This window comes from Reyranella sp. GW821-FHT12G01, from assembly GCF_058806575.1.
Map to the genome: position 1 here is coordinate 987,297 of NZ_JBXAPV010000002.1, position 11,646 is coordinate 998,942.

The 11,646-nt window shown below is 66.0% G+C and carries 13 protein-coding genes; 9 read left to right on the forward strand and 4 right to left on the reverse strand.

Annotated elements, in window-relative coordinates; genetic code table 11:
• Positions 1–25 precede the first annotated feature (25 nt).
• Entirely contained in the window at positions 26–3,178 is a 3,153-nt protein-coding gene (locus AC1RP5_RS24225) for a multicopper oxidase domain-containing protein (RefSeq protein ID WP_493114958.1), read from the forward strand.
• Positions 3,179–3,184: 6 nt separating this feature from the next.
• Here the strand turns inward: AC1RP5_RS24225 and AC1RP5_RS24230 are convergent, their stop codons facing one another.
• A complete protein-coding gene (locus AC1RP5_RS24230; RefSeq protein WP_493114960.1) occupies positions 3,185–4,612 on the reverse strand; it encodes a serine hydrolase domain-containing protein in 1,428 nt (475 codons plus the stop codon).
• Between the two features lie 67 nt (positions 4,613–4,679).
• Between AC1RP5_RS24230 and radC the strand changes: the two genes are divergently transcribed.
• From radC to AC1RP5_RS24245, 3 genes are all read left to right on the forward strand, one after another.
• Complete coding sequence (gene radC / locus AC1RP5_RS24235; RefSeq protein WP_493114962.1) at positions 4,680–5,654, forward strand: RadC family protein; 975 nt, start codon at positions 4,680–4,682, stop codon at positions 5,652–5,654.
• 205 nt (positions 5,655–5,859) lie between these two features.
• Complete coding sequence (locus AC1RP5_RS24240; RefSeq protein ID WP_493114964.1) at positions 5,860–6,654, forward strand: adenylate/guanylate cyclase domain-containing protein; 795 nt, start codon at positions 5,860–5,862, stop codon at positions 6,652–6,654.
• A gap of 5 nt (positions 6,655–6,659) precedes the next feature.
• Positions 6,660–7,310, forward strand: coding sequence for a hypothetical protein (locus tag AC1RP5_RS24245; protein WP_493114965.1), 651 nt, complete (start codon positions 6,660–6,662; stop codon positions 7,308–7,310).
• A 23-nt stretch (positions 7,311–7,333) separates the two neighbouring features.
• On the opposite strand, the gene AC1RP5_RS24250 is transcribed toward AC1RP5_RS24245, so the two are convergent.
• Both AC1RP5_RS24250 and AC1RP5_RS24255 read right to left on the reverse strand, forming a co-directional pair.
• A complete protein-coding gene (locus AC1RP5_RS24250) occupies positions 7,334–7,783 on the reverse strand; it encodes a response regulator (protein ID WP_493114967.1) in 450 nt (149 codons plus the stop codon).
• A gap of 27 nt (positions 7,784–7,810) precedes the next feature.
• Positions 7,811–7,981 (reverse strand): hypothetical protein, encoded by a 171-nt coding sequence (locus AC1RP5_RS24255; RefSeq protein WP_493114969.1) that lies wholly within the window; start codon positions 7,979–7,981, stop codon positions 7,811–7,813.
• A 119-nt stretch (positions 7,982–8,100) separates the two neighbouring features.
• On the opposite strand from AC1RP5_RS24255, the gene AC1RP5_RS24260 reads away from it, so the two are divergent.
• Positions 8,101–8,841, forward strand: a complete 741-nt coding sequence (locus AC1RP5_RS24260) for a DUF72 domain-containing protein (RefSeq protein WP_493114970.1) — start codon at positions 8,101–8,103, stop codon at positions 8,839–8,841.
• 120 nt (positions 8,842–8,961) lie between these two features.
• On the opposite strand, the gene AC1RP5_RS24265 is transcribed toward AC1RP5_RS24260, so the two are convergent.
• A complete protein-coding gene (locus AC1RP5_RS24265; RefSeq protein ID WP_493114972.1) occupies positions 8,962–9,417 on the reverse strand; it encodes a carboxymuconolactone decarboxylase family protein in 456 nt (151 codons plus the stop codon).
• Positions 9,418–9,490: 73 nt separating this feature from the next.
• Here AC1RP5_RS24265 and AC1RP5_RS24270 point away from each other — a divergent pair, with 73 nt between their 5' ends.
• The 4 genes from AC1RP5_RS24270 (at position 9,491) to AC1RP5_RS24285 (ending at position 11,645) form a co-directional block, all read left to right on the forward strand.
• Positions 9,491–9,913 carry an ArsR/SmtB family transcription factor gene (locus AC1RP5_RS24270; protein WP_493114973.1) on the forward strand — a complete coding sequence of 141 codons (423 nt, stop codon included), beginning with the start codon at positions 9,491–9,493 and terminating at the stop codon, positions 9,911–9,913.
• Positions 9,823–10,251 (forward strand): SRPBCC family protein, encoded by a 429-nt coding sequence (locus AC1RP5_RS24275; protein WP_493114975.1) that lies wholly within the window; start codon positions 9,823–9,825, stop codon positions 10,249–10,251. The genes AC1RP5_RS24270 and AC1RP5_RS24275 overlap by 91 nt, the downstream gene beginning before the upstream one ends.
• Positions 10,248–11,114: a transglutaminase domain-containing protein gene (locus tag AC1RP5_RS24280; RefSeq protein ID WP_493114976.1), complete on the forward strand. Its 867-nt coding sequence runs from the start codon at positions 10,248–10,250 to the stop codon at positions 11,112–11,114. The genes AC1RP5_RS24275 and AC1RP5_RS24280 overlap by 4 nt, the downstream gene beginning before the upstream one ends.
• Positions 11,115–11,201: 87 nt before the next feature.
• Positions 11,202–11,645, forward strand: a complete 444-nt coding sequence (locus AC1RP5_RS24285; RefSeq protein WP_493114978.1) for a VOC family protein — start codon at positions 11,202–11,204, stop codon at positions 11,643–11,645.
• Position 11,646: the final 1 nt, after the last annotated feature.

The following is an 11,646-nucleotide window of genomic DNA, read 5'->3' on the forward strand; positions in this document are numbered from 1 at the left end:
CCGCGCCGGTCTGGGGGAGAATTTCATGCAGGATCTGCCACGGCGCGGCCTTCTGGTCGGCGCCACCGCTGCCGCGTCCATGCTGGGGAGTGCAAGCCAGCCGGCCGTCGCGCAGCCGCAGTCCCAACCATCGAAGCCCGTCGCGCCACGCGCCGAGCTGCGCGAACCGGTCGTTCTCGTCTCGAAGGACGGCGTTCTCGAAGTCCGGCTCTCCGCGCGCCAGGGAGAGGTGAAGCTCGACACGGTCGCCCGGCCGGTGAAGAACTTCGTGCTCCTCGACTACGAACTCATTCGCGGCACCGCCTCGAACGGACAGAAGTCGGGCAAGAACCTCTATCCCGCGCCGACGCTGCAGGTGTTTCCCGGCGAGCGCCTGATCGTCCATTTCGAGAATGGGCTGGGCGGCCTCACGATCCGCGACTTCTACAATCCGGCCTATACGGGCGTGAACCAGACGGTGCCGCTCTATCCCGAGCCGCTCGTCAACTCGCCGCTCAACCTGCACACGCACGGCCTGCATGTCAGCCCCAAGGGCAACGCCGACAATGTGATGCTGCACATGCCGGCCGGCACCGCGACCACCTACACCTACGACATTCCGAAGGGCCATCCGCAGGGCGCGTACTGGTATCACAGCCACCTGCACATGCTGACGACCGCCCATGTCTATTTCGGCATGGTCGGCCTGCTGGCGATCGGGCGTCTCGACGGCAACCTGCCGGTCGTCACCGAGAAGCGCATCCCGATCCGCAACATGATGCTGCAGTACAATTACGTGTTCGACCGCGCGGGCGGCAGCGCGCAGCTCAACAACCCCTACTGGCCGCAATTCGTCAGCACGATCGATCCGCCCAAGGGCGACGAACTCGCCAAGGGAACGTATCGCCCGCTGCTCGCGCCGGTGAACTTCCTCGAGACCGCCAAGGGCACGAAGTACGCGACCATCTGGTATGCCGGCCCGCTCTCGATCAACAACCGGCGCGGCGCCTTCCAGTACATCCCCAGCAACATGATGCGCTTCACCGCGGCCAACGGGCAGACCGACAAGGACATCCCGGCCGACCTCACCCTGCCCGACGACAAGCGCGACATGCAGTTCACGGTGAACGGCCAGTTCCAGCCGGTCATCAAGAGCAAGCCCGGCCAGACCGAAATCTGGGTCCTCTCCAACGTGAGCGACATCGCCTATCTCAACGTACAGCTCACCGAGACGGCGACCGGCCGGCATCCGCCGATCGCCATCGTCGGTCAGGACGGCGAGCCCTACGGCGCCGTCGAGTATCCGCCGACCGACAACGGCACGCGCTTGCTGATCCCGCCGGCCTCCCGCTTCGCCATCGCCGTCACCATACCGGCCAGGGGCGACCTGATCCTCGAAATGCCCGAACGCGGCGGCGGTGCGCGCACGATGGTGATGCCGGGCGTCGTCTATACCAACGACGGCACCGATAACCCGCCGGCGGTGCTGGGCAGCCTGAGCGTGCTGCCCTCGGCGGTGAGCTATGCCGACGGCTTCTTCGTGTTCCCCACCCAGGTCCTGGCGCGCGCGACGGCGCCACAGGGCTCATCCGCAGGCGTAACGGTGCCGTTCCCGAAGGGCCTGGCGCTCAAGGGCCAGACTCCGTTCGCCGACCTGTCGAAGGCAAAGCCCGACGTCACGCGCAAGATCATGATCAGGGGCGGTTTCCTGAACGACCTGGTGACCAAGTCCGACGCCAAGTCGTTTACCTACGCCTTCGATGGCGCGGCCTTCCCCAACATGCCGCTGATCCAGGCGCGGCTGGGCTCGATCGAGGAATGGCAGTTCCTCAACCACAACAACGACGAGCACCCGATCCACGTGCACGTCAACGACTTCCAGGTGACCGAGTATTTCGACCCGACGGTCGGACTGCGCACCGGCCCCGACAAGTTCTTCGTCGACAATGCCAATGTGCCGGCACCGGTCATGATGCCGGACGAGACCGTCATCCAGGCCGGCTACATGGCGATGCGCACGCGCTTCGACGATTTCATCGGCCTCTACGTGATGCACTGCCATCGCCTCAACCACGAGGACAACGGGCTAATGGCGCTGGTCAACGTGATCCCCGCTGTCTCGTCCTATGCGGTCGTGGTGCCGGGCGGCGGCGGCAAGCCGACGACGGTGCGCGTGCTCGACGCCAACGGCGACAAGCTCATCGCCACCGTCACGCCCTTCCCGGGCTACGAAGGCACCGTCAGCGTCGCGATAGGCGATCTGGACGGCGACGGCGTTTACGACCTGGTGGTCGGCGCGGGCAAGGACCACGCGCCGATGGTGGCCGCTTATTACGGCAAAGCGCACGCCGGCAAACCCGCCTTCTCGACCGAGCTGGCGCGCTTCCAGGCGTTCGGCGGCGACGCGCGCGGCGGCGTCAGCGTCGCGGCGGCGCAGATCGACGGCACGACCTCCGACAACATCATCGTCGGCTCCGGCCCCGGCATCGCCAGTGAGATCAGGATCTACGGCACGAAGCTGCCCAAGCCCGGCACCGCGCCGCCGCTCTACACCTCGTTCGCACCGCACGCCGGCGATTCGTCGGGCGTCAGCCTCGCGACCGGCTTCGTCGACTTCGGCACCGGCCGTAACAGCATCGTCTCCGCGCCGGGCTCGGGCAGCGCCGCCGAGGTGAAGGTCTTCGTCTTCCCGCTGCTGAGGCAGATCGGCGCCGCCGACGCAGCGCCGCCGCGCCCCGACACGACCGCGACGCTTAAGCCGTTCGGCGACGAGTATCGCGGCGGCGTGTCGCTCGCCACCGGCTGGCTGGCCGGCACCCTGGGCGGCGCCAAGCGCATCGTCGTCGGCCAGCTCGCCGACGCGGGACAGGTGAAGATCTATTCCAGCGGCTCCGCACTCGACGGCGGCCCCGCGATGTACCTGCACGATCCGGCGGCGCATCATCATGCCGAGTTCCGCGAGATCGCGTCATTCACGCCGTTCGAGGGGACCGGCGGCGCGCGGGTCGCGACCACCAGCACGACGACGGGCGCGGACCTGCTGGTGAGTGGCGTCTCGGCGCAGGGCGTGGCGAGCGTGCAAAAGTACGACTTCGTGCGGCCCGATCCCGCCGCCGCGACCGTGCAGCCGGTGAAGCTCGGCGAGATCGCCGCGGCGGCGCCCGCAGGTGCTGCGCCCGCAGTGCTGGCCGGCGGCTGACCGCGGTCAGGCGGCCGCGGCCGTCAACACCAGCTTCTGGATGCCGCCATCGGCTTCGGGCGACAGGAACACTGTGCCTTTAAGGCGGCCGCGTTCGCAGGCCAGGGTGAAGCGACCGCCCGAAGCGTGGATCGGCTCGATGCGTTCGAGACGTCCCTCACCCAGCCGCTGCTTCAAGGCGGCAAGCTCCGCGTCGCGCAGCGGCGCGGGCGTATCGAGCAGGAAGTTGACGGCGAAGGGACGGTCCGGCCCCTCGATGCGACCCGAAGCGTAGGCCGCGACGACGGCATCGACCGCGCGCGCCAGCGCCGGTGACGGGGTGGCAAGAGCCCGCGGCGGCGACGCGGCGTGCAGCATCTCCGCGATCTGCAGGGTGAGCCGCGACATGGCTGCGTAGGTGCGATTGCCGAAGGCGAAGACGCCCCAGCCGCGCTCCGGCAGCATCAGCACATGCGAGCCGTAGCCCGGCAGCCCGCCGGCATGATGGATGCGCATGCCGAGCAGCGCGTCGCTCGTATGGGTGAGGCCGTAACCATAGGCGCTGGGCTGCGGCGCCCGCGCATCGGGCACGGCATCGGCCACGAAGGGCGGCGCGTGCCATAAAACCATCTCGCGCACGCTGGAGCGCCGGACCGGGCCGCTCTCGGGCGCGTCGCGTGCCGGCCAGGCATCGAGCAGGAACGAGACGTAGCGCGCATAGTCGGGCACGGTCGTGGCGAGGCCGCCCATGGCGCCGACCTCGCCGTCCGGCTCGATCCGCTCGCGCGACCAGGTCTCGCCGTCGAGGCGATAGCCCCAAGCATAATCGCCCTTCGTCGCCGCGGGCGCGTCGAACGTCGTGTGCGCCAGGCCCAGCGGCTCGAGGAAGGTGCGGCGCATGAAAGCCTGGTAAGGCTCGCCGCTCACATTGGTCAGCACGCGGCCGAGCAGCGCATAGCCCAGGTTGCTGTATTCGAAGGCGAGGCCCGGCGGGCGCGCGAACAGACGGCCGGTGGCGATCACCCGGTCGAGCTCGGCCGGACTCATGCCCAGCACGCGGTCGCCCCACGGATCGTCGGTGACGAAGCCCGCCGTGTGGGTGAGCAGATGACGCACCGTGACCGGTGCGCTGTCGCGGGTCGTGGGCTTCACCGCGGCGAACTGCGGCACGTACTCCGCCAGCGGCGCATCGAGCTGCAGCCTGCCCGCGTCGCGCAGCGACAGGATGGAGAGCGCGGTCATGTTCTTGGTCATCGAGGCGATGCGGAAGGCCGTCTCCGCCCCGACATGCCGACCGGCTTCCCGGTCCGCGAGGCCCAGCGTCGTCACATGGACGAGGCGGCTGTTCTGGACGATCCCGGCGGCGAGACCCGGGATATTCTCGTGTTCGGCGAAGGCGGCGCAGGCCGCATCGATCTCGGCGAGGACGGTCGCCGGGTACTCTGGGTCGGACATGCCAGCATCGTAGCACAAGGCCCGACCGCCGCGATTTTGCCTTGCTCACCCGGCAAGGTTGCGTGGCATGGCAAAAAGCCGGTCCCACCTGAAGCCCGTCGAGGCGCACCCTCCAGCGCCGGGTCCCGACGATTCGGCACTCCTCGCCCTGCTGGCGGCCGGCCTTCGCCTGCAATCGTCCGACGGGCTATGGCGCGTCAGCGGCAACACGCTCTCTTATCGCACCCTCCTGCGCGAGGCCGGCGGCACGTGGAACAGGCTCGACCAATGCTGGGATTTCACCGGCGAGGACCCGACGACACGGCTGGCGGCTTCCATCGAAGCGGCCCCTGCGCCCACTGGCCACAACAGCGGCGAGAGCGAAGCGCCCAAGCCGCACTATCACGGCCATCGCGGCCGGGTGCGCGAACGCGTGATGAAGGCCGGCGTCGAGGCGCTGGCAGACTACGAACTGCTGGAGCTGCTGCTCTTCTATTCGATCGAGCGGATCGACACCAAGCCGATGGCCAAGGCGCTGCTCGAACGCTTCGGCACCTTGGGCGACGTCTTCGCCGCCGAGCCCGCGCAGCTCCGCGAGTTCGACATCGACCAGCGCACCCTCGTCCACTTCAAGGCGATGCGCGAAGTGGGCCGGCGGCTGGCCGAACGCAAGGTCAAGGACATGCCGGTGCTGACCAACTGGCAGCAGCTCATCGACTACTGTCACGCAGCCCTCGCACACGAGAAGACCGAGCAGTTCCGCATCCTCTTCCTCGACCGCAAGAACGTGCTGATCGCCGACGAGGTGCAGCAGCGCGGCACGATCGATCACACGCCGGTCTATCCGCGCGAAGTGGTGAAGCGCGCGCTGGCACTGAATGCAGCCGCGTTGATCCTGGTGCACAATCATCCCAGCGGCGATCCCAAGCCCAGTCGCGACGACATCGAGATGACGCGAGAGATCAAGGCGGCATCGGAGGCGCTGGGCATCACGATCCACGATCATCTCGTGATCGGCCGCAAGGGCCACGCGAGCTTCAGGAGCCTCGGGTTGCTGGCGTAGAGCCGCCGTATTCGTAGATCTCTTTCGGCCTTGGGCTGAGCGCCTCATCGGTCAGGCCGTACCAGGCCAGAGGCAGGGCGACCGCAGATGCCGCAACCACGATGCCACCCATCCTATACCAGAGACGAACGAACGGTGTTGCCAGCACGGAGAGGCGCGACCACATTCGTCTGCCGAGCCCCCTGAACAGTCGTGTCACCCGCACATGTCCAAGTTCCTTCGCATCGGCGTCCATCAATCCAACGTCTCCGGCTACACGTCGAAGGCGTGGTGGATTCGCCGCGTTGGCCCGACGGTTCTCCTGAAATGGGGTGCGGTCGAGGTGCAGGGCGTTGGTGACGCACGCAAGGTCTACTGGACGGTCCCTCCGCGCGAGAAGGAGATCCGCTGCCGCTCGGTGAAGGAAGCCACCGACTATGTGAAGAACGCCATCACGCGGCGGCGCAGCCACAGCTACGAGCCACTGGCGTCGAGCATCGCGATCCGGCGGCGTCCCGCAAACCGCGGCGCTGACCTCGAACAGACGCTCGCCACGATCCTGATCGTCGACATCGTGCAGTCCACGGAAAAGGCCGCGCGGCTGGGCGATGCGCGCTGGACCCAGGTGATGAACCACTACTACGCCGCCGTTCGCAAGGAACTGAAGAGCCAGCGCGGCAAGGAAGTCGTCACGACCGGCGACGGCATGCTCGCGACGTTCGCGGCGCCGGCGGCCGGTGTTCAGTGCGCCCACGCCATCCGCGAGGCCGTGCGCACGCTCGGCCTGGAAATCCGCGCCGGCCTGCATGTCGGTGAATACAAGGTAAGCGGCTCGGACGTGGTCGGTCTTGCGCTGCACATCGGCTCGCGCGTCGCCGCCAAGGCGCGCGCGGGCGAGGTCCTGGTCTCGAGCGCGGTCCGCGACCTGCTGTCGGACTCCGAAGCGCGCTTCAAGGATCGCGGCGTCCACCAGCTCAAGGGCGTGCCGAAGCGCTGGCGCCTCTACCGGGTCGATCTCTAGGCGACATGACTCTCAAGCTGAAACACGTCCTGGCACTGGCTGTGTTCGCCCCGGTGATGGCTTCTGCCAATCTCGGGAAGGCCGCTCCCCCGTCGAACCGCGACCTGTCGATCACGGTGCGGCTGCAGAACGCCCAGCTCGACTTCACGAAGACCTTCGTTCATCCCGGCGACGACAGGCATCGCTGCATCCAACCGGGCCGGATCAGGCTGCCGACGGCCGAGATGCCGAGGCCTTCTCCCGATGCGCCCCCCAATCACGCCACGGGCTATGCCGTGATGTTCGGCCCTGATCCTTCGACACTGGAACAAGGCGGCTCGACCGTGCCAATGGGCACCGTCCCGGGCCTGCCGGCGCTCGACAATGCGGTCGTGAGCTACTTTTCGCTGGAGATCGAGCCGCTGCCCGATCAACTCAAGTCATCAGGGCCGATCAGGCTGTCGCGATCCTTTTCGATCGGCCTGACCGCGCGCGGCGCCTGGCAAGGCCGCTTCGTCGAGGGCGATCAGAATACGTCCGGGTCGGTCACGCTCGATCCCGACGGACGCGGCGGTCGTTTTCGCCTGACCGCCGTCGAGCCGCATGTCGCCCACGGAAGAATGGCGCCGAGCGAATACATCACCGTCACCGGCTCTTGGCGCTGTCCCTCTCTCTGATCGACCGCCGAGAGATCGCGGTTTCAGGAACCCGGGATGGCCGGAACCGCGACGGGCGCCAGATGGAGTTCCAGGTCTTCCTGCGCGAATGGCTTCTTGATGATCGGCAGGCCGACCATCGAGCAGTTTGAAGGAAACCAGTGTGACAAGGTCACCGAGGTCAGGACGACCCGCGTATCGGGCCGGTTGGTGCGCATCCACCGGGCAAGCGTTGCGCCATCGCTGACGCCGCGCCAATCCAGATCGGCCACCATGTAATCGAACGCCTGCAGGTAGGCCATCCGGATGGACGGGCCACCATGTTCCGATTCGAAGATCCTGAACCCTTGTTGGGCCAAATGCTTCACGAGGACGCTTCTCGCCGCAGGGTCGCTTTCCACAACGAGAATTGAAAGGCCACCCGACCAAGTCTCACTGGAATCCAACACCACACACCTCATCGTATTTGCGACTTCCCACGGTCGCCCACTCATTACGCGGGAAGACGGACCTCGGATCAATCATCCGAAATCACGACTCGAAATTTCTTCATATTTTCCGGCACAAAAACCGTCATATTTCAGTCCAAAGGCAACTTTCTCAGCCGCCTTATTGAACGAAGAGAAGCTGTGCTTATTGGAAGGGTGGCGGACGACGAGAGCGCTGGCATCCATCGCCAGCACTGCTTTCACTTTGCACACTGCGCGATGCGGAGGTTCGCCTCGGACTGCGCGGGAGTCGCCATCGTCATGATTCAACAAATGCCGCAAACTCACAGGCAGTTGCCCACGAACCTGTCTATAGTTTCGCCATGAGCGGAAAAATTCTTGTCGGCATCGGTGGCTGGACCTTCGAACCGTGGCGTGGCGTCTTCTATCCCGACGACCTCACGCAGAAGCGCGAGCTGGAATATGCCAGCCGCCAACTGACCTCGATCGAGATCAACGGCACCTATTATTCGAGCTTCAAGCCCGCGAGCTGGGCGAAGTGGCGCGACGACACGCCGGACGGATTCGTCTTCGCGGTGAAGGCGTCGCGTTTCTGCACCAACCGTCGCGTGCTGGCGGATGCCGGCGAATCGGTGCAGCGCTTCGTGACGCAGGGTCTGGTCGAGCTGAAGGATCGGCTCGGCCCGATCAACTGGCAGTTCATGGGAACGAAGAAATTCGATCCTGAAGATTTCGAGGCGTTCCTGAAGTTGTTGCCGCGCGAAGTCGGCAAGTTGCCGCTGCGCCACGCGCTCGAAGTGCGGCACGACAGTTTCAAGGACGAGCGCTTCTACGATCTCGCGCGCAAATACAACGCCGCGATCGTCTATGCCCACGACAAGGACTTCCCCGAGATCGACGAGCCCACCGCCGATTTCACCTACGCACGCCTGATGCAGTCCGAGGAAAAGGTGAAAACCGGCTACAAGCCCGCCGACATCGACAAGTGGGCCAAGCGCGCCAAGGCCTGGGCGAAGAAGGGCGATGCCTTCGTCTACTTCATCTCCGGCGCCAAGGTCCGCAACCCTGCCGCCGCGCAGGCGCTGATGAAGAAGGTCGGTTGATCACTCCGTCGTCCCGAGCGCAGCCGAGGGACCTCTTTTCCAGCGCACGTTCGTGGAAATGAAAAGAGGTCCTTCGACTACGCTGCGCTCCGCTCAGGACGACGGGCAAATGTGATCGCCCTAATGCGCGCCCTTGCCCTCCGGGCCGCGGCGCATCGAGATGGCGATGCGGTTATAAGTGTTGATCAGGCCGATCGCGATCGTGAGGTCGCTCAGTTCCTTGGGCTCGAACTGGGCCTGCGCCGCCGCGAAAGCGTCGTCGGGCGCCGAGGTCGCCGCGATCAGGGTCACCGACTCCGTCCACTGAAGCGCCGCGCGCTCCTTCTCCGAGAACATGTCACCGGCCTCGCGCCACGCCGACAGCAGCATCAGCTTCTCGAGCGGTACGCCTTCCTTCACCAGGTCACGCGTGTGGGAGTCGATGCAGTAGGCGCAGCCGTTGATCTGCGATGCCCGCAGGAACACCAGGTCGAGCAGCACCTTGGGCAGGCCGCTGTTGGCCACATACATGTAGACGCCACCAAGCGCGCGCACGCCGGCGGGTGATAGCTTCTGGTAGTCGAGACGCTGGCTCATCGTAAAACTCTCCTCGGGAAGCCCGGACCGTATGTCTTGACTCGATGGGTGCCAATGCCTAATTGTTAACTCTATGGTTAACAATCAAAGCGCCGTCCTCGACCGCACCTTCGCAGCCCTGGCCGACCCAACGCGCCGCGCGCTCCTCGCCCGCCTCGACAGCGAAGAAGGCGTCACCGTCAGCGAACTGGCGCGGCCCTTCCCGGTCTCGCTGCCCGCCATCATGAAGCATCTCGACGTGCTCTCCGACGCCGGCCTGATCGTGCGCTCCAAGTCGGGCCGCACCGTCACCTGCCAGCTCAAGGCCGAGCCGATGGAGCAGGCGATGAACTGGCTCGCCCACTACGAACGCTACTGGACTCAACAGCTCGACCGTCTCGCCGCATTTTTAGAGGAAGAAGACAAATGGCCAGCAAGCCCAGCCTCGCCCTCAAGCGCCGCCTCAAAGCCTCGCCCGAGAAAGTCTACGAAGCCTGGACGCAGCCGGAGAAAATGATCCAGTGGTGGGGATACACCGGCCACAGGACACCCATCGCCGAGACCGACCTGCGCGTCGGCGGCCGCTTCCGCGTCCAGTTCTGGACGCCCGACGACGAGCATCACAGCGTGAGCGGCGTCTATCGCGAGATCGTGCCGCCGACCCGACTCGTCTTCTCCTGGGCCTGGCAGAGCACGCCGGAGCGCGAGTCGCAGGTCACGGTCGACCTCAAGCCGGACAATGACGGCACGATCCTCACCCTGACGCACGAGCAGTTCTTCGACGAGAAGGCGCGCGACGGCCATCGCGGCGGCTGGACCATGGCGCTCGACAATCTGGAAAGGGTCTTTGCGTGAACCTCGCCCCCTTCCGCACGCCCGTCGCCATGAGCGACGCCGGCATCTGGGCGCTGCAGTTCGCCGCCTTGCCCGACGATGTCGGCAAGCTGGCCAGCGTCCTGCAGGGCCTGCTCATCCACGAGCACATGCCGGACTTCTACGGCGTCACGCTCTCGGACCGCCAGCGCGGCGAGCCGCATGTCCGCGGCACCGAGCAGATCCTGGAACGGATCGCCCTCCACGATCCGCGACCGCTGTCGCAGGCCCGCCCGCCCGGCGAGCGCTTCGCCGGCTGCTGCCGCCATTACACGCTGATGCATGTCGCCATGCTCCGGAACAAGGGGATCGCGGCACGGGCGCGCTGCGGCTTCGGCGCCTACTTCGTGAAGGACATGTTCATCGACCACTGGGTAACGGAGTATTTCAACGAGACGCAGCAGCGCTGGGTGCTGGTCGACTCCCAGATCGACGCCCCGCAGCGCGCAACGTTCGGCATCGACTTCGACACGATGGACGTACCGCGCGAGAAATTCCTGGTGGCGGGCGATGCCTGGCCGCTGTGCCGCGACGGCAAGGCCGATCCGCAGGCGTTCGGAGTTCTCGACATGTTCGGCCTCTGGTTCATCGCCAGCAACGTCATCCGCGACGTGGCCGCCCTCAACAACCGCGAGATGCTGCCGTGGGACGTGTGGGGTGGCATGACCCTGGTCGACGCCGAGATCGATTTCGCCTTCATCGACCGGCTCGCCGCCCTGTCGAGCCGTCCCGACGACGATCCAGAGGGATTGCGCGCGGCTTACGATGACAGCCGCGTCGCGGTCCCGCCGACGGTCTTCAACGCTGTCCTGGGCCACGCCGAGCCCGTAACGCAGAGCGGCTGAAGCCGGCGGTTCCCGCTGCCCCGACGGGTAGGACGGGTGGGCCGGACTGTTGTAGGCTGGGCGCCATCCAGTTTGGGAGAAGCCCTCATGCCTGCACTCTCGCTCGACCATTACAACATCTACTGCAACGACCTCGAGGCCACCGTGCGCTTCTACGAGCGCTATGTCGGCCTGACCAACGGCGACCGTCCGCCCTTCCCCTTCCCCGGCGCGTGGATGTACGCGGGCGAGAAGGCGATCCTGCATCTCATCTCCGAGAGCGGCCGCACCGACACCGGCAGCGGCGCGATCGACCATATCGCCATCAACTGCGCCGACATTCGCGGCACCATCGACCAGATCAAGAAGGACGGCGTGGCCTTCGAGGTGAAGAAGGTCCCGGCGCGTCCGCTGCAGCAGGTCTTCGTGCACGACCCCGACGGCGTGATGATCGAGCTGAACTTCTGGCACGAGGAAGACGTGGCCGAGCTCAAGGGCTACGACCCGATGAGCAACAAGATCATGGCCGAGAAGCAGAAGGTCCCGGCCTGAG

Bases quoted from the DNA above. Each gene is read 5' to 3' on its own strand.
- AC1RP5_RS24225 (WP_493114958.1), top strand. From the start codon at position 26: ATGCAGGATCTGCCACGGCGCGGCCTTCTGGTCGGCGCCACCGCTGCC.
- AC1RP5_RS24230 (WP_493114960.1), bottom strand. From the start codon at position 4,612: ATGTCCGACCCAGAGTACCCGGCGACCGTCCTCGCCGAGATCGATGCG.
- radC (WP_493114962.1), top strand. From the start codon at position 4,680: ATGGCAAAAAGCCGGTCCCACCTGAAGCCCGTCGAGGCGCACCCTCCA.
- AC1RP5_RS24240 (WP_493114964.1), top strand. From the start codon at position 5,860: ATGTCCAAGTTCCTTCGCATCGGCGTCCATCAATCCAACGTCTCCGGC.
- AC1RP5_RS24245 (WP_493114965.1), top strand. From the start codon at position 6,660: ATGACTCTCAAGCTGAAACACGTCCTGGCACTGGCTGTGTTCGCCCCG.
- AC1RP5_RS24250 (WP_493114967.1), bottom strand. From the start codon at position 7,783: ATGAGTGGGCGACCGTGGGAAGTCGCAAATACGATGAGGTGTGTGGTG.
- AC1RP5_RS24260 (WP_493114970.1), top strand. From the start codon at position 8,101: ATGAGCGGAAAAATTCTTGTCGGCATCGGTGGCTGGACCTTCGAACCG.
- AC1RP5_RS24265 (WP_493114972.1), bottom strand. From the start codon at position 9,417: ATGAGCCAGCGTCTCGACTACCAGAAGCTATCACCCGCCGGCGTGCGC.
- AC1RP5_RS24270 (WP_493114973.1), top strand. From the start codon at position 9,491: ATGGTTAACAATCAAAGCGCCGTCCTCGACCGCACCTTCGCAGCCCTG.
- AC1RP5_RS24275 (WP_493114975.1), top strand. From the start codon at position 9,823: ATGGCCAGCAAGCCCAGCCTCGCCCTCAAGCGCCGCCTCAAAGCCTCG.
- AC1RP5_RS24285 (WP_493114978.1), top strand. From the start codon at position 11,202: ATGCCTGCACTCTCGCTCGACCATTACAACATCTACTGCAACGACCTC.